Origin of the sequence: Paenibacillus sacheonensis (genome assembly GCF_009909195.1) — a bacterium.
Lineage (GTDB): Bacteria > Bacillota > Bacilli > Paenibacillales > Paenibacillaceae > Paenibacillus_Z > Paenibacillus_Z sacheonensis.
The window spans coordinates 124,844-145,879 of record NZ_JAAAMU010000006.1; the positions used below are offsets into that span (position 1 = coordinate 124,844).

A 21,036-nucleotide genomic window follows, 5' to 3' on the forward strand; every position below is an offset into this window, starting at 1 on the left:
ACAGTGGCGCCCCGGACGCGAGAAATGATCGTCTTGGGGCGCCACTGTTTTAATTTGCTCCCAGCAATCTTGCTTGCTGCGTGCTTCCCGCCTCGCTTAGCGGCTTCCATCCCTCAGCCATTGTTGGATGTCCGCCGCCCGGTCCGCATAACGCCGAAGCGCATGCAGGGTTGCCGTCGCTTGCTCCGTCCCCAGCTGTTGTTCCTCGTCGTCCGTGCATTCGATTCGCAGCGACCGCTTCAAGCTGTAGGCCAGCCAGCCCAGCATGCCGAGGCAGCCATGGGCCACGACCGCCTGCCAATCGGCCTGCAAAGGACCCGACCGCCGCGAATAGGCGCGCACGAAGGCCGAAAATTTGTCCTTGTCCAAATCGCCCGTCCCGTCTTCCGACCAGTACACGGCGGTGTCGGACAGATTCTGCATCGGATTCACGGATCCCGATGCTTCCCAATCGATCAGGATCGGACCGTCTTGATTCCACAGCACATTCTTCGCGTCTAAATCCAAGTGACTGATGACGGTGTCTGCCGCAAGCAACCGCGCGGCATGATTCGCTTGCGCCTCCCAGTCGTACAACGCGTTCACGGACGCCTGCACCGCGTCCGCCCAAGGGGCACGTTGGGCCTGACCTTGCTGCAAGTAGGCGCGCCAATCCGTCGTTTTTGCTTGATTTGGACCAGCCGCTTCGCGTTCTGCCAGCGAAAAATCCGTCCAATGGATATCCGCCAATAGCCCGCCTATCGTCTCGCAGTGATCCACGGTGATCTCGCTCGGCTTCAAGCTTCTTCCCTCGACCCAATCGAACACCAGATAGTACCGGCCGTCCGCATGCTGCACGGAAGTCCCGTTGAATCGCTTGGCCGGAAGTGCCGGAACGGTACGGGCCGCAATCGCGGCGATTTCTTCCGAACGGAGGAAGTTTCGCATCGCTTCAGGCCTCGTCATGATGTGGGGGTTCAACGCTTTGACCGCGAATTTCCCCGCCGTGGTCTCGAGTGCATACATGCGATGCAATAACCCGCCCGTGACGGCGTGCGGCGTGCGGACCAACGCCCCTAATTGCAGATTCGCACACAGCCGGGCGAATTCCGCGCCGTCCTGATCCGATCTGATTTCAATATGCTCGCCCATGCGCATCTCCTTGATTCGTCCGGCTGCATCGGCATGGAATCGGGCATCGTCCCGGCCGTGAAGACAATGCCCGCTTTATCGCCAAGCCCGCTTTATCGCCAAGCCCGCTTTATGGGAATTACACCAACTCCATTATACGTGGCGTTCACTTGAACTTGCTATCCGAAACGTAATAGATTTTCTGCGTATTTTGCTTATTCACGGGATCCGTCACGATCGTAAAATAAACGTTGCCGTTCTTCGTCTGCACGCCCTCGATCTCGTGTTTCCCCACGTTCGTGATTTTCACGAGGCTTTTGAAAGCCCCTCTGTTCGACATCATCGCCAGCTGCGGAACTTGGCCTTCCGCGCCGCCCGACGTATAGAGCTCCGTCTTGCCCAGCATGTCGAGCCCCTGGAAGGATCCGTTCGGTCTGACGATTCCGCTGCCGGACTGCGTAAAGCTGGCGACGCAGGCGCTCTTCGCCGCCTTGCTGTCCAATCGGACCAGCTCGTTGCCGTCGAGAAGCTTGTTCAAGGCAACCGTGTCGTAAATGGACCATGTTACGGCGCCTGCTTTCGTTTGCACCCGGAATATCGTATGCGTGCTGTTGCCCCCGCCGTCGACGCGATAGGTATCGCCGAGCCGCGTTCCGGTCCGATTGGCGTAATTCATGTAAGTAATGCGGTGAAGACTCGTATAGTCGACCGTCTTGCCGGCCGAGTACTGCATTCTGGCGACCTGAAGCGACCAGTAATAAGAGGTCGACGGATCCGACTTCGAGCTGAAGTAGAAGTAATCAACGCCTTTGTACGTGTACATATCGAGGCTTTGGCAGTGTCCCGAATTGGTAACGGCCATCTCGTCGACGTAGGAAGCGTTCTTGCCGCCGATGAGCAGTCTGGAGAGATAGCATTTCCCGCCGGACCGCTGGGTAACGTACACGTATTTGGTCGCGATATACGCTTTTTGAACGGCCGCGTTGTGCTTCAGTCCTTTGAGATTGTACGCGAGCGCTGCCTTGGCGCTGACCGTCTTCCCGGGGGATGCCGCCACTGCGGGCAAGGCCGACAGGCTGAACATCAGAATGGCGAGCAGGACGGATGCGAGCATCTTCAGCGGCTTTCTCGGTCCGTTCGCTTGAAGCTTCATCATGGGGGATACCTCCGTTAGATAGGATTGAAAGGAGTTCGATTATCGCGCGGCTGTCATGGGACTGCCGGAATGCCGGACTGCCGGAACGCCGTTTTATTTACCCGATTTTGGCAAGTTTGAATAGGCAAAAGCAAAAAAAAACAGCAGCCGAGCACGAGGCGCTTCGAAACGCCGATGCTTGCTGCCGTTTATGGTTACGCGGGTTCTTTGGCTTTCGCGTCCGCGGACGGCTTGTCGCCTTTTTCCTTGATCATGCGGTTCTTGCATTTCTCGCGGATTTCCTCGTGAAGCTGCTTGGCCGTCTTGCCTTCCGTCGAGATGCCGAGCTGCTTGGCCGTCTCCTGCATGCGAAGCATGCGCTGCGCCTTCTTCTGGGCTTTGAATTTTTCCCATTTGGCCGGATTCGCATCGCGGGCGGCCTTCAATTCCTTATGCAGCTGCTCGGCGGTTTTGCCCTCCGTGGAGATGCCGAAATATTGCGCCGCTTCCGTCATGAACTCCAGCTTGCGGGCTTTGCGCTCCTCTTTGTTGTGACCGTGCCCGCCAAAACGCCAATGGTCCCGCTCCTGCTCGTGCTGCGCCTGCAGCTGCTCGGAGGAAGGCGTCGCGGCTTGCGCGAACGCCGGCATTGCCGTCAATAGAAGCGCCGCGGCCGTTCCGAGTACGACCGCTTGTCTGCGCCATAAAGAATGTTTCATCTTCTGTCAGCTCCCTTCGCGGGCCATGCTTCGACCCATTCTGAGGTAGCTTGTCCAACAGGGAAACGATTTATCCAACAATACCCAATTTATTTCAGCGCTGCAGCTTCGCTAGCTCCGCCAAGAGCGCGTCCTTGTCGAAATGCTCGCCGATAAAAACCGCCACGTCGTGCACGTCTCCCTGCGGGGTAATGCGGATGAACTCCGTCTCGCGGTAGGCGAATTGGAACAAGAACCGGCTGTTGGTATCGTTGAACGTCACGATTCCTTTGGCTCGATACACGTCCTGCGGGAGTCCGTTCAACAGCTCCTCGAAGTCGTGGCTGTTGATCGGTCCGGCAAAATAATGCGTCAGCGTCATCACGTGCGAATGCGAGTCATGGGCATGGGAATGATGGCTGTGGTCATGTTCATGGCTGTGACTGTGAACATGGTCGTTACCGTGTTCATGGTCATGGTCATGGTCCTCATGAAGGCAATCCGCGCCGCATGCATGGCTGGCTGAATCGTCCGCCGCTTGCCGCGCTGCCGGCCGTGCCGCCGCAGGCTGATCGGCCGCCGGCGCATCGAAGATCGCAAGATCGATCACGCTGCGTACCGTCACCGTCAGCGGAGCGAAGGCGTTCAGCCCGCGTACGAGCTGCTGCACCTCGACAAGCTCCTCCGGCTGCAGCTTGTCCGCCTTGTTCACGATTAGATCGGTCGCGCAGCGGATCTGCTCCTGCATCAGCTTGAACGTGCGCCCGCCGCGCTTGCTGCGCGCAAGCAGCTCCGGTCCGTCGACGACGGTGGCGATCGTGCGCAAATCGATGCGCATCAGCAGCGCGGCTTCCGTCACGGCGTCGATGATTTCCATCGGATTCGCCGCGCCCGTCGATTCGATCAGCACGACGTCCGGCGCATGCTCGTCGATCAGCTCCTTCAGCTCGATGCCGAGATCGCCGCGGATCGTGCAGCAGATGCAGCCGCCCAGCATTTCGGCCATCGGAACCTCGCCGTCGATCAATTGTCCGTCCAGGTTGACGTCGCCAAGCTCGTTCATGATGACCGCCGCTTTAATATCCTGCTCTTTATAGTAATCGATGACCTGGTTCAGCAGCGTCGTCTTGCCGCTTCCCAGGAAGCCGGACAGCAAATGCACCGCGACCGCGCGGCTGTCCCGCCCCTTCGTTTCGTTGTTGGGTTGTCCGTCTGATGGGGTCATGCGCTTCTTCCTCTCTTCAATAAACTGGCACCATTATACCGTTCTCCGCTCGAATTTAACAGACATGCCGAAATCGGTGTTATTTCGTGCCCGAGCCGCATATTGTTCATGGATGTGAACCTTGGAGGGAGGGTGTGGCCAACATGGAGCAACATGCGATACCGGTGATCGTCCTGAGCGGCTTTCTGGGCAGCGGCAAAACGACCCTGCTGCTAAGGCTGCTGCAGCACGCCAAATCCAGCGGTCTGCGGGCGTCCGTGCTCATGAACGAGATCGGATCCGTCGACGTGGACGGCACGCAGGTGAGCAGCGAATCCGCCTACCAGCTGCTGGAGCGCGTTACCGAGGGCTGCCTGTGCTGCACGAAGAAGAGCGAGCTGGCGCAGTGCCTCGAGCGGCTGGCGCTCATGCGCCCCGACGTCATCGTGATGGAGCTGACCGGCGTAGCGAATCCGGAGGAAATTGTGGACGCGATGACCGAGCCGTCCGTCATCGGCAAAGCGGCGCTGCATCGCATCGTCACCGTGCTCGACGCGGAGCATGCGCTTGACTATAACAGCATATTCTCCTCGGACCGGGAGCTGATCCGCACGCTGCGCCGGCAAATCGAGGTGGCCGATATCATCGTAGCCAACAAATTCGACTTGATCTCGAACCGTACCGCGGACAAAGTCAGAGCGCTCGTCAAGGATCGCAACGGCTCTGCCATGTTCGTCAGCGCTGTGCGCTGCGAGCTGGATGCGGCCCCCATCTTCGAAGGCATCTCGGCCGCGGCCGAGCGGCGGCAGCCCGTCATCTCCGGCACGCGGCCGTCCGCGTCGATCGCGCGCGCCGCGGCAGGCTCCGCGGGCTTGCCGCAGGCAGCGGTGCCGCGCGGCGGCAGCGCGTTCGCCGGCGCCGGCGGAGCAGCGGCGCAGCCGATCGTGCGCGTGAGCGCCGGAGCCGGCGCGGCTCGAAGCGGCGCTCCCGGCGGCGCGGGCCCGGCCGACCAGCCAGCAGCCGGCAGCGGGCCATCCTCGGCTGGCAAGACCTCGCGCGGGAATGCGGCCGCGGCATCCGCACCCGGCGGTTCGTTCTCGCGCATTCGAACGGCTGCGATCTATCCCGACGCGGAGGCGGCCGGCGTCACTCGCCGCCAATTCGAAGCCTTCCTTGGCGGGAGAGGCAGCGTCTGCCTGCGCGCCAAAGGATATATGCCGTACGGCAAAGACGGCCGCTTGATGCTCTTCCAGCTGGCGGGCAAGCGGCTCGAATGGTCGCCGAGCACCTACGAAGGCGCCCCGTATTTCGTCATGATCGGCATCGACTTGGACGAAGCCAAGATCAAGCAGGAGTGGGAGCGGCTCGCGCGCAAATAGGCGCGCGGCAGGCGAATAATCGGCGGGGAAGGCGACGCAGCTCGCCTTCCCCGCCTTTTTTCAAGACGGCGCGGCTTCGGGCGGCAGGAAGGAATTCGCCGGCGGGCGGGGAACTACATATACGAAGCATGTTCACATTCCGCGCCTAGAGCACCAAGAAAGGTAACTTCCATGCCGGTTAATCTCGTTTATTTTCTGCTCTTCTACTTCTTCTTCTACATGGGCAACGCCGTTTACGGCACGTTTATTCCGCTGTACTTCCAGCACGCCGGCTTCACGCAGTCGCAGATCGGAACCCTATTAGGCTTGGGTCCGCTAATCGCAGTTTTGGCCCAGCCGTTCTGGGGCTTGCTCAGCGACCGCGCGAAGACCAAGAACAGCATTCTGATCCTGCTGCTTATCTGCACCGGCCTCTCGTCGCTGCTCTATCCGCTGACCAGCCAGTTCACGCTGCTGCTGCTGATCATCTGCGTCTTTACGTTCTTCCAATCCTCGATCTTCCCGCTCAGCGACGCCGTCACGCTGGAGGCGCTGGACAAGCGCGGACGAGGGGATTTCAGCCGCATTCGCCTAGGGGGCACGGTTGGCTTCGCGATCATGTCGATTCTGTTCGGCATCCTCGCCGAGAAACGCATCGATCTCCTGTTCGGCGTGTATGCCGCGCTGCTGGCGATCTGCCTGCTGCTCGTGCTGCGCTTCCCGGCGATCGAAGGGCACCAGACGAGAAGCCGCCAGCGCATGTCCGTTTGGGCATTGATGCGCAACCGCAAGCTGATGCTCTGCATCGGCGCGAACTTCGTCTTCCAAGTAACGCTGGGTTACTACTACGCCTTCTTCCCGCTCTACTTCAAGGAGATGGGCGGCGACAGCGCCTGGCTCGGCTGGTCCATGGTCATCTCGTCCCTAAGCGAGGTTCCGTTCCTGCTGCTCTCGAGCCGTATTTTCAAACGTTTCCGAACCTGGCATATCCTGCTTGCGGCGGGAGCGGCCGCGGCGCTGCGGTGGTACCTGTTCTCGGTAATCCACAGTCCCGTCTGGCTGCTGCCGACGCAAGCGCTGCACGGGTTGATCTTCATCGTGCTGACCGTCACGATGGCGAACTTCATCAACAAGGAAGTGCCGAACGAGCTGAAGGCCAGCGGGCAAACGCTGAACGGACTGATCACCATGGGTCTCGCGCGCATCATCGGCAGCCTGGTCGGCGGCGTCGGCAGCGAAGCGTTCGGCATGCGCAGCATGTTCTTCTATAATTCGCTGGCTGCCGTCTTCTGCGTCCTCGTGTTCGCGCTCGTCTTCCGGTCGCAGGAGCGCAAGGAAGCGGCCGATTCGCGGCATGCCGCGGTCTAAAGACCGTATAGGGCTGCCGCGCAGGACATGCCGAGCGAGCAATTTGTCCGTTGTCCGTTTTCCGTTGTCCGTTTTCCGTTGTCCGTTCCCGCTCGCCGAAAAAGCCTTCAAACCCATAAAACGAATCATGGGGATGAAGGCTTTTTTCTTTGGCTTCATGAAATCCTGCAGAGTGCCGATTGGTCTCTACTGCGCGGCAGCAGCTGCGCGCCTGCTGTCACTTTTCGAAATACCCTCGCGTATACGCCACGCTGCCGCCCGAATCCAAGTACACCTGCTTCAATGTCGCGCGATGCACGATGTTGGACACGTAATAGTAAAGCGGAAGGAGGACCATATTGTCCATCAGCTGCTTCTCCGCCCTGGCATAAAGCTTATTCCTCGCGACGATATCCGTCGTTCGGTTGGCTTGCCTCAGGATGGCGTCGTAAGCCGGGCTGCTCCAGCCGGAATCGTTGTCGGCGCTCCAGGATGAGAAATACGTCAGGAAGCTGGCGGGGTCGTTATAATCGGCGCCCCATCCCGCCCTCGCGATATCGAAGTGCTGCTCGCGGCGGTTCTTCAGCAGTTCGCCCCACTCCAGCACCTTGACGGAGGCCGACACGCCCAAATTGCGCTTCCACGCTGCGGCAACGGTCTTTGCAACCGATTCATGAGCCCCTGCGTTCAGGCTGATCGCGATGGGAGGCAATTTCTTCAGTCCCTCTTCCGCCAAGCCTTTGGCCAGCAGCTGCCGGGCCAGCGCCGCGTCTTCCGCGAAATACGCCCCATCGGGCACTTCGGCGCGGAAGGATTGTTTCGCTCCCGCGATTCCGTCGGCAACGAAGCCGAACGCCGGTGTCCCGTACCCGATCGAACGGCGATCGATCGCCATGGCCAGCGCCTTGCGAATGTTCAGGTTCGTAAAGGGCCGTTTGTTTAGATTGATTTGGTAGTAATAGGTAGAACCGCTCGGCATGGCCTCCATGGCCGTATCCATCGCCACGGCTGATTTGACCAGAATACTCGCCAGATCCATCCCGGTTGCGTCGAACCAGTCGAGCTTCCCTTCCCCGTACCGCGTCGCCTGCGATTCTCCCGTAGAAGCGTCGAATCTTACGGTGGCAAAATGAACGGAGGCTGCGTCGTAATAATCCGCGTTCTTGGCGAGCTTCACTCCGCTCTCGTCCCAAGCCATCAGCTTGAAAGGCCCGTTGGTCGCAAGGTCTCCCCGCCTTTGCGCCCATCCCGGGTCGGCTTTCGCCCCCGGCGCGTAGACGGGATCGAAGATTGGTTCAGCCAACATCCGCGGAAAATACGCGAGCGGCTCCTTCAGCGTTACCCGCAGCGTATGCTCGTCGACGGCCTTGACGCCGATCTTGGCGTCATCCTTCAACGAGCCCGTATTGTACGACTCGGCGTTCTCCAAGACATACAGCTTGTAGACCGTGGGTTTGATCGACGCCGGCGCCAGACTGTTCTTCCAGGCGTATTCGAAATCCGAAGCCTTCACCGGCTGCTTGTTGCTCCACCTTGCGCCGGCACGAAGCGTAAATGTATAGGTCCTTCCATCGGCCGAGACGGTCCAGCCTGCCGCCATGCCCGGAACGGCTTTTCCCGTTTCGTCCAGCCGGACCAAACCCTCGAACAGCCCGCCCACGACCGATATGGTGTTCGAATCAGCCGCATCCGAGGGATCTAGCGACGCGGGGCTCGAGTATGACCCGATCGCAAGCTGCTGCTTCCACGCCGGCGCAGGTTCGGAGCTTACACCGGCTCCTGCCGTACCGAATCCGAGCACGCCCGCCAATAATAACTTGATTCCAATCACGTTAAGTCCTCCCACGTTGTCTAATCTTCCAAAACTATAGCATGCATAGGAAGCCGTTGGTAGAACAATCTCGGTTGGAACACTTCGGCCCGGTCAGCGCAAAAAGGACCTCAAGTCCGCCAAGACGGCGAACCCGGGTCCTTTGGTATTTTCGGTCCGTTCACGCGAATCATTCAAAACTCTCAAGAGCTATGTCCTAAAACCTAAAATACGCCTTCGCGTTGTTATAACAAACGCCCTGCACGATCTCGCGCAGCAGCTCGGGATCGTTCGGCGCTTCGCCCTGCTCCACCCATTCGCCGAGCAGATTGCAGAAGATCCGGCGGAAATATTCATGCCGCGTGTACGACAGGAAGCTGCGGGAATCCGTGAGCATGCCGACGAAACGAGGCAGCAGCCCCATATTGCCGAGCGACTTGAGCTGCTCCAGCATGCCGTCCTTCGTATCGTTGAACCACCATGCGGCGCCAAGCTGGATTTTGCCCGGGATGCCGCCGCCCTGGAAACTGCCGATGAGCGCGGCCAGGACGTTGTTGTCCGACGGATTCAGCGAATAAACGATCGTGCGCGGCAGTTGGTCGTCGGCGTCCAATCGGTCCAGCAGCCGGACGAGCGCCACCGCCACCGGGCTGTCTCCGATGGAATCGAAGCCCGTATCCACGCCGAGCGATGCCAGCCGGCGCGCGTTGTTATTGCGATGCGCGTTCATATGGTACTGCATGGACCAGCCGAGTTCCGCATAGAGCCGCCCCAGGAACAGCAGCGTGTAGGTCTTGTATTTCCGCTCCTCTTCCGGCGTTACGCCATTGCCCAGCAGCGCTTTCTCGTAGATAAGCGCCGCTTCCTCGTGCGTCGTCTCCGCCCAAGGCACGTAATCGAGCGCATGGTCGGATACCCGGCCGCCGACGGCATGGAAGAACCTCGCCCGCGCCTCCAGCGCATGAAGCAGATCGTCGTAGCTCGCCAGCTCGCGATCTGCCGACTCGCCGAGTTTCTCGAGATAGCCTAGAAAAGCGGGACGGTTGATTTCCAGCGCCTTGTCCGGACGGAAAGAAGGCAGAACGCGGAAGCCGAGCTCCGCTTCCTGCTCGGCGAGCAGACGGTGATGCTCCAGCGAATCGGCCGGATCGTCCGTCGTGCACACGACCTCCACGCCAGCTCCGCGGATAAAATCCTGAACCGAGAAGCCCCCGCCCTGCAGCTTGGCGTTCGCTTTCTCCCAGATGACCGGCGCGTTCCGCTCGTTGATGAGCTCCTCGATGCCGAACAGCCGCCGCAGCTCGAGATGCGACCAGTGGTACAGCGGGTTGCCGACCGTCATCGGCACCGTCCGGGCATAAGCCAGGAACCGGTCGTAGTCGCTGACGCCTTCGCCGCCGGTAATATATTTCTCCTCGACCCCGTTCGCGCGCATCGCCCGCCATTTATAATGGTCGCCGTACAGCCATACTTCCGTCAGGTTGGCATAGCTGCGATTTTCGTAAATCTCCTGCTGGCTCAGATGGCAGTGGTAATCGATAATCGGCATGCCGGCCGCGTAATCGCGGTACAATTGCTTGGCAGTCTCGTTATTCAGCATAAAGTCGTGATCCATAAACGCTTTCATAAGCGGCGGACACCATCCTTTTTCCTATCGTTTATTGCCAGCATACCGCAACATTTGCTTCGAATCGCGGCTTTTCTTGCGCAATGCCATTCAATCTTCGCTTATTTTGCGATAAAATCAACCTAGAATAATAGGCTGCTTATCGACCAAAACCATGTGGGCAAGCTCGAGAACGATTGGAGGACCGTCATGAAGCTTATACCGGACCAGCCCGTCACGTTCGGGGACGAGGAAGGGGATTTCCATATCCATCAGGTGCATCGGACGAAGCCGTTCGGGCGCGTGAACCATTTTCACCCCACCTACGAAATCTACTACTTGCGGTCCGGAGAGCGGGTGCATTTTATCGACCGCCGAACCGTGCGACTGGTGGCTGGCGATCTCGTCCTCGTGAATAAAGGCGTCGTGCATAACGCTTCGGATATCGGACCGCCGGAGCATGAGCGCATCGTCGTCAATTTCAGCGACGCTTTCCTCGGCGCGGGCCATCCGCTTCATGATCCGCTGCTCCTCGGGCCGTTCGCGCATCAGGCCTGCGTGCTCAAGCTAAGCTCCCAGGAACGCGTCTTCGTCGAGCAGCTGCTTGCCAAGCTTGTCGCCGAAGCGGCCCAGCGTCGCCCCGGCCGCGAGGTTTATCTGCGCGTGCTGCTCACGGAGCTGCTGCTGTTCGCCGCGCGCCATCCGATCGACGATCGGCCCGAGGACGGCGGACAGCGGGACTCGCTGCATCGGAAGATCACCGAGGTCGCCGCGTTCATCGGCGGCAGCTTCGCGACGAAGCTCACGCTGCCGGACCTTGCCGGCCGATTCTTCGTCAGCCCGTATTACCTCAGCCGCTCCTTCAAGGCGGTGACCGGCTTCACGCTGATCGAATACGTCAATCTGACCCGCGTCCGCGAAGCGCAGCGGCTGCTTAGGGAGACGAACCTCAAGGTCATCTCCGTCGCGGAGCAGACCGGCTTCGAGAGCGCGGGTCATTTCGACCGCATGTTCAAGAAGCTGACGGGCACGACGCCGCTGCTCTATCGGAAGCTGAACCGGCTTTGAAGCGGCACCGAACGAGGGGAGTAAATCGAACGAGGGAGTAATTGGGTGCTTTTAGCGTTTAAGTTGGCGTAGTTAGTATGAGGCTGACAGCCGTCATGCGCCGTCACACCTCGCAGGGGAGCCGCGCGAGGTGCCGAAAGTATGCTTTTGAAGCGCAGTTAGGCGTGGTAAGTCGTAGTTGTGCGTGGTTAGTCGCAGTTAGGCGCAGTTGGCTTGCTTAGCTGGACGCAATAATCGCATCCGCGTGCCGAATGATCAAGGGGACGAAAGTTATGTCAGTTTATCTAACATATACATCTAGCCATTCGGAGCCGATTACGCTATACTTCTAACCATAGCTTACCCAGCGATGAAGCGAGGTGCATAGTAAAGTGAATCCGCGTTTGCTTGTGGTTGTCAGCATCTTCTTTATCGGATACGGAATCGTCGATATTTTGTTCGTGAATTACGTGCTCGGCGTCGCATTGCTGCTGATTGGCGTTTGGATGAACGTGAGCGCGTACAAGAAGCGTAAGGCGGCGCGCGCGGCGAAGGAATAGCGTTTTTGAATGCGAGGCAGGATGAATACCGCGCAGCTTCCGGTCGGAGGCTGCTTTTTCGTGCCTTGATGTCGAATATAATTAGAACTTAATGTATTAGCCCGTCGTCTGTAAGGAAGAACGAAGGGAATTCCATGATACGCAAATCGCTGCCTGTAATCGTTGCTCTTGCCTTGTTACTGAGCGCATGCCGATTAGGAGAACGCACGATCCATCTGAGCGATTCGCCCCCGCAGCCTTTGGTAACCGCTAACGGAAAAGCGGTTCAGGTCTATCAAAGCAGCTACTGCTGGGGCGACGAATGTGCGGATTACGTCAGCGCGGAAGAGATGTTACAAGATAAAAAGAAAGATGCGATAGCCGCAAATGCAACCTTTACGTTCCAATACGAAGGAAAACAGCCGAAACCAGCTTGACCCAATTCCATGACGGCGCATATAAACAAATAACGATAACCGATAACGCCTTTCAAGGCCCTGGAGAACATGGAATCTATTACTATGCGCTGTCCGCGACATGGCTGAAAAACAAGAAGAAGCGAATCGCCGAGGGGGATTCGAGCTCCGTTTTCGCGATCGAAATCACCGGAGATGCTGAAGGGAAATGACGAAGGGGCGTGATGCGCGCGTCCGTTTCGAATCCATTCGATAAGTGAGCAGTCGACTGCGAACTTCATCGCAGTGCTCGCTCGCCTTCCATAGAAATAAGTGCAGATCTGCACTTATTTCTATGATTTCGCACCGTAATTCGGAAATAGGTGCATTTCTGCAACTAATCCATAAATAAGGTGCAGTTGTGACGATGAATTGGAGGAATAGTTGCAGTTTTGCACTTATTTGCTCCCATTTCGCTAATAGTCGCAAAATAAGTGCAGATTAGCACTTATTTTCCAATATTGTTGGCTGTTGCGTCCCCCGCTGGCTTCTTCGCGAGCGGCTTCTACTGCAAAATCTACTGCGACATTTACTGTGACATTTACTGCGACATTTACTGCGACACTTTCTGCGACATAAGGATACACGCCGTTTCCGATGCCGACAGTTCGTATCCGTTCCTCAAAACAAATAACAACAGCGTGTCCGGTTATCTTCGGACACGCTGTTAAGTTGCGCCAGCAAGACCTTGCACTGCAACGCTTCACTTCAGCAGCCGCAGCATCTGCACCACCGGCCGCCCGTCGCCGCTCAGCCGGATTTCGCGGCTGCGAAGCTGCGAGGAGCCGTCCCCGTCGAGGAAGATGCCGCCGGAGAGCCTTCCTCCGCCGATCCGCTCCACGATCGCGGAACGGAAGTCGGCGAGCGTTCCTCTCGTCGTGCTGACGACGAGATACAGGCTGCCGGCGTCGTCGTAGACCGCCGCGGAACGCAGCCGTTTGTCCTCGATGTTCGGCGCCTGCTCCGCTTCCGCCTGCGCCAGCCACTTATCGTCTCGGCCGAGGCTCATGGAGATCCCGCCTTGGGCCCAATAATGCGAGCGGTCCGTGACGCGAAGGTCGGATGCGGAGCTGACGGTTTGCACGCTCAGCTTTCCCGCCGCTTCGTCCCACACGAGCGTTCCGCGCGCGTATTTGGCATTGAGATCGCCCGCTCCGTAGACATTCGGCGCCGCATTGACGGGCATGTCGTCCACGACGGCGATGCTGAGCAGCGACTCTTGGAAGAAGAAGCCGCCGTTCACGCCGTAATACGGTCCAAGCGATACGTTCTTATGAATCGACTCCGGGCGGACGTTGTCCGGACGCGTCATCAAGTAGTGCAAGTCCATTCCGTTCGCGGCCGAGACCTCGCCGTAGACATAGGCATGGGGCATGCTCAGCTCGTCGTCCTCCGGCTGCCCGCCGAACGGACGAATCAGCAGGAACAGCACGGCGCCCAGCATGAATATAAAAGCAAACCCGCCGCAGAGGACGGGCGCCAGCAGCGATCGATTGTCTTGAGGCGCCTTGCCGCGCGCGCCTTCCTCAACGGTCGGTTTATCCGTCATTTCTTCTGACCTCATCATTCCATTGTATGCGACGCTTCGTTTCCTGCATTGTAAAGGAAATCATCGGCAGCGTCACGGCCCATCCCGTTTCTTCAGCTCTTCCGGCTTCCCGTTCATTCCGTCCCGTGCCATTCCGAGAAGTGCCAGCAGACCCCTGAAGGATCGATCAGATGCACTTCGCGCTTGCCCCACGGATAACGCGTCGGTTCCTTTGCCTTGATCCGGTAAGCCCCGCGCTGCGAGACGGCTTGAATACGGCTCCACCAGCCGTCCAGATCCTCGACCGCCAGCTCCAGCATGAACTGGTTCTGGAACGCTTGGTCATGGAAGTTCTGCAAATAAAACTCCTGTTCTCCGACCCTGAAAATGCTGATCGACTCATCCGCATAGCGCTTCTCGAAACCGAGCTCTTCGAAGAACCGCTGCGCGAGCGCGTAATCTTCCCCCGACGGCACGAATGGCCTGAGCTTACGCGCGTCCATCGTCGTCCGCCTTCCGAGTTTGCCAGATGCTTCCGAACCAGTCGAACGCGACCTTCCCCGATATCTCGTGCTTGCCCTCGAAACGGTCGTAAACCAAATTCGTCTCCGCGTCCAGCAGATCATAGATGCCGCTCAGCTTATCGACCGCCGCGTCGGCTGCTTGAATCGGGAAGATGTGATCCTTTGTTCCCGCCTCGATCAGCAGCGGGCGCGGAGCGATCAACCCGAGCAAATCCGGCATCTCCGCGAGCTGCGACAGTCCCGGTACGAAGTTGTCGATGCAGTGCGGAACGGCCAGCACGCTCGCTTGGAACGTGTTGGCATAGCCGCTGACGACGGCGGCCGACAGCCGCTCGTCGATGGCCGCGGCGAACGCCGAGACCAGCCCCCCGCCGGAAATGCCCATGCAGCCGATCCGGTCCGCCGCCACGTCCCCGCGCGCAAGCGCGTAATCGACGCAGCGCAGCGTCTCGAACACGCGGTGGCCGGCCATCGTCTGTCCCATCGCGAGCAGATTCGTGGACAAGCGGTAGCACGAATCGCCCTTCTCGGCATCCTCGGCAAGCTTGCGGTCGCCGAAGCCGAGCAGCTCGGGCGCGATGACGAGATGGCCGCGCCGTACCAGCTCGACGGCGAAGTTCTTATGATAGCCCGGTTCGCGCGCCTTCTCCGTCCCGTCCGGCTCCAGCCCGACAAGATCGCGGCTGCCGTAGCCGTGCCCGTGAATGGCAATAACGGCGCCTCGCTCCGGCTCATATTCCTTCGGAATCAAGACGTACACCGGCATGACCAGCGGACCGTACGTCGCGATGTTGATCCGTTCCCTCGTGTAATCGCCGCAGTCAACCGACTCCAGCAGCACGGGCGAGAGCTCCCGCTTCCCGTCCGGTTCTACGAGCAGCCCCTCAAACCGCTCCCGCAGGCGCGCCTGCCATGCCTGCCATTCCCCGCGCGTCCGGGCGCCGAAGCGCTCCTCGGGCGCGATCGCATACAAATGCTCCAAATAATCGTCCGTCTGCCACATGACCGAATCCCTCCCAGGGTGAATGCGCTCGATACGCGCTCTGAACTTTGTTCGCGGCTCGCGGCGGAACTCCTGTCTCGCGCGGAAATTATCCGGCGCTGCCGCTTTGCTAACAAGCGGTCCGCCATGCGTTACAGAAGGTCGCATAAACGGCGTTCGTCGCCGACATCCCTGTTTAAATTCGGGATATTGCGGTACGAAGTCCGCTTTTTATAGTGCCTTATCGCGATATTAAACTACTAAATCAAAATCGCGCAGTGCTATTATAACGGAGCATAAATGACAGCGTTTGCAAAAAATGTATCGATTCTGCCGTGCGCCTTAGAAGGAACTGCGGTCTGGCATTTCAGCATGATTAGCGCACGCGGCAAGTCGAACGTTAACAAATGGAGGAGGAACGGTCCGTGAAACAAATCGGAAACAAACGGCTTAGAAGCTGGCTCGGAGGCGCATTGGCGGCAATCATCGCGATCTCGCCCCTGACGGCCTATGCCGAAGAAGGAGGCGCAGGAGCCGCAAGCGCATCGGCGGCTTCGATTTATGCGTACGACACGGCGACGAAAGGCGCCTGGAACGGAACCTATGGAAGCGACGGCTACGTCCTGTTCGGCTACGACGGAAGAGAGGCCGAAGCCATAGAGAACCAGGGCGATGGCAAAGAAACGGCTTTATACGACAGCGACGTGGCCGCGCGTCCTTCCTACGTGGACGAGCAAGACGGTCATATGTACAGCGTGGATCCAAATGCCCGCGCCTGGGTCAAACTGACGGATCAGAGCGCCAATACGGATGTTCTCGCTCCCCCGGCCGGCAGCGGTCTGACGAAAACCGATGCCTTTATCTCCAGAGGAACACCGGGAGACGACGGCGATATCAGGCAATTCAAGTTTGTGCTGAACGATAACGAAGAGCATCTATTCACCGTTTACTTCGCTCAAGATATGAACCATAAGTATTATTCCGTCAAGGATTTGGACGGCAAGGCGCTTGTCGGCACGTTCCGCGGCATGAAGACTCACACTCCGCCTCTACCCGACGCGCCGGGACTTCCCGAAGGCTGGAACGGGCTGGGTTCCGCCGCTTACATCACGTTCAAGGTCAAGGGCAGCTTCGTCTTCGAAGTCATGGGCCCATGGAGCGAGGGACCTGCCGGCATGTTCTTCGATCCGGTGCCAAGCGATCATCCGCCGGCGGATGCCGCCGAAGCGGGATTGGTTGCGACCGACAACGACACGCATGGCGACTGGATCGGCCATTACGGAGCGGACGGCCATATTTTGTTCGGCTATAACTATACGGGCGCTGTTCCGGGAGACAATCCCGCTTGGGGCACCTGGTTATTGATGAAGGCCGCGCAATACGATTATGCGGTCAAGCCGGGCTATCTGAATAAGTTCACTTACAACATTAACGGCGACCTGTGGGCAAAAAGCTCCGCCTCGGACGACGCGAGTCTGACGCTGCCGAGCGACGCCGCCTCTCCAGCGAAACACGACACGTATGGCGCGGGCGGGGGCCCGGGATTGTTTTCCTTTGAACTAAACGACAATGAATGGCATCAGTTCACGTTCTATTCCAACCAGGTTCCGAACAACGACATTCAAGTCACTTTCCAGGGCAATCAGGGGCAAACTTTAATTCCGAAGCATGCCATTCCGAAAAACACGTTCGATGGCGGCGCCTATGTCACGTATTTCGTGAAGGGAAGCTTCACCATGCGCCTGGATAAAGCGGACAGCGATATGACGTTCGGCCCGCAAGCCTTCTTCTTCGATGAATTGGCCGATAACGCCTTGTCCGATTTTAGCGCAGCGTACGAAGACCCGCGTTCCGCCTCGCTGCAGTGGACGAACGGCAATCCGTCCTCGAACGTGCTAATCGAGCGTGCCGAGCAGCCGGAAGGCCCATTTGTCCAAATCGGCCGGGCCGAGTCCGGCGTTCATGCGTATACGGACGCCAATCTGAACGCCGGCACCACCTACTACTACCGTCTGCGCATCCAAGAAGGCACGCGCTACTCCATGCCTTCCGCAGGCGTAGCGAGCGTTACGACTCCAGCTTATCGGCAGGCCGAGCTTGCGTTCTCCTCCGATGCCTATCGATCGCCGGACGCAGGCGCGCCTATTCGATTAACCGCGACGCTGGAAGCGAACGGCGAACCCGTCGCCGGCAAATCGATCGTATTCGAGCTGTCCGGGCCAACCGTCGGCGATTACATCCCCGCCAATCTTGGCACAGCCGTAACGAATCAGGACGGAATCGCCGCATTCGAGTTTACGCCTGGTTATTTGGGCGCATTCCAGGTACAGGCTTCCTCCGGGGCGGACGACGTTTTGCAAATCGCGGCAGCTTCGGCGGAAGCTTCGTTGACGATCGGCAATCCGTCATGGGAACATCCTCCCGTCGTGTACAAGGTATCCGACGCGGTCAAGCCGGGAGAACTGATCTCCATTAACGGCTACGGCATGAAGGCCGACGATCCGGACGACATCCAAGTGAAACTCCAGGCGCATACCGGCGTATCGGGCAGCCTCCCTTCCGACTCTGCCGTATCGCTCGCCATCGCGCAGCGCGATCAACGCGACGGTTATTTCCTCATGACCGAGTTCTCGGAAAACCTGCCCGCGGGACTCTATGACCTCTGGGTCGGGAACGAATACGGCTGGAGCAAGCCGACCGTGCTGAATATCGCGAGGCCGCTGTTCATCTCCGAATACGAGGCATGGACCGGTCAAAGCATCGAGATTTCGGGAAGAAACATGCTTGCCGAGCAATTCGGGCTCCAATCCTCCACGAAGGTTCGGTTAACTCGACCAAGCGGAACGATCGAGCAGAAGCTTATCCGCTATACGCCGTATTCCCTTACGTTCGAGGTGAAAGCTCCGCAGGGCGTCTACGGCGTAGAGGTCAGCAATGACGGCGGGACCGCATGGAACGCTCTATCCAGCGGCCAAACCTTGACCGTCGTACCGAAGAAGCAGGATCCGCTGCAGCTGGGCGTCGCCTGGGCGGGCGATTTCAACTGGGATGCGCGCTTCAGCGTCCTGTCCTACGGCGCCGTGAACGATGACGACAAGGACGATACCGCCGCGGTCATCGATGCAATCGAAGCCGCCAAAACGGCGGGCGGAGGCGTCGTGTACTTCCCTGCGGGCGATTATTACGTCGGCCGAATTCCGATGTACGCGGATATCGTGCTTCTGGGCGAGAATAGGGACAGCACGCATTTAATCTATAACAGCGCCCGCGCCAACATGTTCGAGTCCGAAGGAGACGGCGCGGTAAACGGGCATTACGGCGTGTCGGGCTTTACCGTAAGCTTGAAGGACGAGGCCAAGCGCCCCGATATGTTCTTCGCTTGGGGTCAGCCTTGGAGCGATGCGGCAGGCAATATGAAGCTCCGCACGGCTAGCGAGATGTTCATCCATAACGTCAAACTGGACTATGATCTGGACAGCGGCTTCGGCCAAGCCACTCCGGATCCGTATGCCGGCATGCGTGGACTCGGGGTCGTCATCATCGGCCAGGAACGCTTCCTCGTGAAGGACTCCGACTTCAGCGGCTGGTCCGCAGGCATTACCCATGCGTATTTGAACGAGTACACGTCTTATCTGGGCAACGACTTCCGTTATTCGCACGAAGGCTACTTGCAGACGGTTTCCAATTATTCCTTCGCGGTCGGCAATACCATTCACGGTCCCGGTTGGAAACGAGGAATGATGAAGGACAACCACGGCATATTCGGCCGCGCGAACGTGCACATGGAGAACAACGAGGTCTATGACGTCGGCAGCGATTACAACGACGGCGAAACGTATGCCGTGGACAGCCCTGCCGGAAATTTCAATATGGGCTACGTCACGAATGCGACAGCCGATACGCTGACCACCGCGCCCATCGCGCCTTATCAGGATTACGCCGTCATGTTTAACGAGCTGGCCGTCCAAATCGTCAGCGGACGCGGCATGGGACAGCTTCGGGAGGTCACCGGCATCGAGGGCAACCGGTTGACGATCGAGGGAACCTGGGATGTCATACCGGACGGCACCAGCAGATTCACGCTGATTTCGCCCAACGACAACGTCACGATTTATAACAATTACGCCGAAAACGCATCCAAGGGCATTTATATTTTCGGAAATTCCTTCGACGTGGTTGCCGCCAACAATCATCAGAAGGATACGGAGGGCGCTTTCGTCTGGACGGCGCTGATCCAAGACGCGCCGGCTTTCGTGCCTGCCGCGCATGTCGCGATCCGGGACAACGATTTCTCCGGCGTCTCCCCGAAGACGCAGACGGGCGGAATCTTGCTGAATACGCAGCGGTACGGATCGTCGGGCCGCTATTTCTCCGTCGGCGCCTACAATATCGAGCTTCGCAATAATCAGCTCGTCGGCGTTCCCTCCGCCGTACCGAACAATTTATCCGAGGCTCCTTACGAATCCGGCATCGTCTTCTGGTCGGGATTGAAAAGCTCCGATCTGATTACCGACGGATACAGCGGAGACGCGACCAACCTGCTCGTTCAGAATAATAAGCTGAGCGGCTTCAATCGCGGAATCAGCTTGACGCTCGGCGACTACGGCATCCTTATGGCCGATAATACGTTCAATCAGGTCGGCGAGCCCGTCTACAATGCCGGGAAGGATCGCGTGGCAGGAGAAGCGGAGAATGTGATCAATCTAGGCGGAGAAGCGAGCGTGGACAAGGGCACCTTGCAGCAGCTGTACGCAGCGGAAATCGCTTTGAACCGCTCGGAGGCAAGTTACGAGGTGCCATCGTGGACCGCCTATTCCGTGGCGCTGGGTTCGGCAGAGGCCGTTCTGAATGACGGAACGGCTACCGAGCGGACGGCGCAAACGGCGCTTCACGCCTTGCGTTCCGCCATCGCTTCCCTGGCGCCGATAAGCGTATCGCCGCCTGGCGGAGGCGAGAACCCGAATACCGCGCCGCCCCGCGGAAACGAAACCGCCGTGCCGCCTAGCGGAGGCGAAGACCCGGACGTGACGCAGCCCGCAGCTGAAAAAGCTTGGCCTGCCAAAGGCGAAGCGGTTCACTACAACGGACCGTATCTATCCGGCTACAGCAAGGACAAGATCGGCCCGGACAACAAGCTTACCCGCGCAGAAGCGGTCCAATTGGCTTACAATCTCTACGAGCGGCCGACATCGCAGCTGAAGCTTGGCGCATTGAGCCCTTATCCGGATCTCGACGATGCGGCATGGTATGCGCAAGCGGCCGCGTTCAGCATCCAGCTGGAGCTGGTCAGAGGCTACCGGGACGGAACGTTCCGACCGGACCGCGATATAACGCGAGCGGAATTCCTATCCTTGATTCTTCATTTGCGACAGCTTGAGCCTGCGGCAACCGCCGCTCCGTTCGTGGACGCGCAGCTGCACTGGGCCAAGCCTATCCTCGACATCGCTTATTCGAACGGCCTGATTCAAGGATACCCGGACGGAAGCTTCAAGCCCGACAGTCCGATTACGAGAGCGGAAGCCGCGGCGCTCGTTAACCGCTTGCTGCAGCGCGGCGAGGAATGGACGGGAACCCGCGCCTTCGCCGATTTGCCCGAGAGCCATTGGGCATACGATGCGCTTATGAACGCCGCAAACGGAAATAATCAGTAGCCTGTTAGAACGGTACGTCAAGGACAAAACAAACAAAGCCCT

General features: G+C 58.7%; 15 protein-coding genes. 6 read left to right on the forward strand and 9 right to left on the reverse strand.

Annotated elements, in window-relative coordinates:
• Window positions 1-96 precede the first annotated feature (96 nt).
• The 4 genes from GT003_RS13485 to GT003_RS13500 form a co-directional block, all read right to left on the reverse strand.
• Window positions 97-1,131, reverse strand: a complete 1,035-nt coding sequence (locus GT003_RS13485; protein ID WP_161698503.1) for a phosphotransferase — start codon at window positions 1,129-1,131, stop codon at window positions 97-99.
• A 145-nt stretch (window positions 1,132-1,276) separates the two neighbouring features.
• On the reverse strand, window positions 1,277-2,266 hold the full coding sequence (locus GT003_RS13490) for a helveticin J family class III bacteriocin (protein ID WP_161698506.1): 990 nt from the start codon (window positions 2,264-2,266) through the stop codon (window positions 1,277-1,279).
• 194 nt (window positions 2,267-2,460) lie between these two features.
• The gene (locus GT003_RS13495) at window positions 2,461-2,964 is read right to left on the reverse strand and encodes a hypothetical protein (protein ID WP_161698508.1); all 504 of its coding nucleotides are present in this window, start codon (window positions 2,962-2,964) and stop codon (window positions 2,461-2,463) included.
• Between the two features lie 94 nt (window positions 2,965-3,058).
• Window positions 3,059-4,168 (reverse strand): CobW family GTP-binding protein, encoded by a 1,110-nt coding sequence (locus tag GT003_RS13500; RefSeq protein ID WP_161698510.1) that lies wholly within the window; start codon window positions 4,166-4,168, stop codon window positions 3,059-3,061.
• Window positions 4,169-4,311: 143 nt separating this feature from the next.
• Here GT003_RS13500 and GT003_RS13505 point away from each other — a divergent pair, with 143 nt between their 5' ends.
• Window positions 4,312-5,526: a CobW family GTP-binding protein gene (locus GT003_RS13505; RefSeq protein WP_161698512.1), complete on the forward strand. Its 1,215-nt coding sequence runs from the start codon at window positions 4,312-4,314 to the stop codon at window positions 5,524-5,526.
• Window positions 5,527-5,697: 171 nt separating this feature from the next.
• Window positions 5,698-6,873: an MFS transporter gene (locus GT003_RS13510; protein WP_161698514.1), complete on the forward strand. Its 1,176-nt coding sequence runs from the start codon at window positions 5,698-5,700 to the stop codon at window positions 6,871-6,873.
• A 217-nt stretch (window positions 6,874-7,090) separates the two neighbouring features.
• On the opposite strand, the gene GT003_RS13515 is transcribed toward GT003_RS13510, so the two are convergent.
• Together GT003_RS13515 and uxaC are read right to left on the reverse strand one after the other, a co-directional pair.
• Entirely contained in the window at window positions 7,091-8,683 is a 1,593-nt protein-coding gene (locus GT003_RS13515; protein ID WP_161698516.1) for an ABC transporter substrate-binding protein, read from the reverse strand.
• Window positions 8,684-8,879: 196 nt separating this feature from the next.
• On the reverse strand, window positions 8,880-10,289 hold the full coding sequence (gene uxaC / locus GT003_RS13520; protein WP_161698518.1) for a glucuronate isomerase: 1,410 nt from the start codon (window positions 10,287-10,289) through the stop codon (window positions 8,880-8,882).
• A gap of 189 nt (window positions 10,290-10,478) precedes the next feature.
• Between uxaC and GT003_RS13525 the strand changes: the two genes are divergently transcribed.
• The 3 genes from GT003_RS13525 (at window position 10,479) to GT003_RS13535 (ending at window position 12,291) form a co-directional block, all read left to right on the forward strand.
• Complete coding sequence (locus tag GT003_RS13525; protein WP_161698520.1) at window positions 10,479-11,336, forward strand: helix-turn-helix transcriptional regulator; 858 nt, start codon at window positions 10,479-10,481, stop codon at window positions 11,334-11,336.
• 371 nt (window positions 11,337-11,707) lie between these two features.
• Window positions 11,708-11,875: a hypothetical protein gene (locus GT003_RS13530; RefSeq protein ID WP_161698522.1), complete on the forward strand. Its 168-nt coding sequence runs from the start codon at window positions 11,708-11,710 to the stop codon at window positions 11,873-11,875.
• A 134-nt stretch (window positions 11,876-12,009) separates the two neighbouring features.
• Entirely contained in the window at window positions 12,010-12,291 is a 282-nt protein-coding gene (locus tag GT003_RS13535) for a hypothetical protein (protein WP_161698524.1), read from the forward strand.
• A 721-nt stretch (window positions 12,292-13,012) separates the two neighbouring features.
• Here the strand turns inward: GT003_RS13535 and GT003_RS13540 are convergent.
• The 3 genes from GT003_RS13540 to GT003_RS13550 form a co-directional block, all read right to left on the reverse strand.
• Window positions 13,013-13,858 carry a hypothetical protein gene (locus GT003_RS13540; protein WP_161698526.1) on the reverse strand — a complete coding sequence of 282 codons (846 nt, stop codon included), beginning with the start codon at window positions 13,856-13,858 and terminating at the stop codon, window positions 13,013-13,015.
• A 113-nt stretch (window positions 13,859-13,971) separates the two neighbouring features.
• The gene (locus GT003_RS13545; protein WP_161698528.1) at window positions 13,972-14,340 is read right to left on the reverse strand and encodes a VOC family protein; all 369 of its coding nucleotides are present in this window, start codon (window positions 14,338-14,340) and stop codon (window positions 13,972-13,974) included.
• A complete protein-coding gene (locus GT003_RS13550) occupies window positions 14,327-15,364 on the reverse strand; it encodes a dienelactone hydrolase family protein (protein ID WP_161698530.1) in 1,038 nt (345 codons plus the stop codon). Before GT003_RS13550 ends, GT003_RS13545 begins: the two co-directional genes overlap by 14 nt.
• 404 nt (window positions 15,365-15,768) lie before the next feature.
• Between GT003_RS13550 and GT003_RS33020 the strand changes: the two genes are divergently transcribed.
• On the forward strand, window positions 15,769-20,994 hold the full coding sequence (locus GT003_RS33020) for an S-layer homology domain-containing protein (RefSeq protein ID WP_161698532.1): 5,226 nt from the start codon (window positions 15,769-15,771) through the stop codon (window positions 20,992-20,994).
• Window positions 20,995-21,036 lie beyond the last annotated feature (42 nt).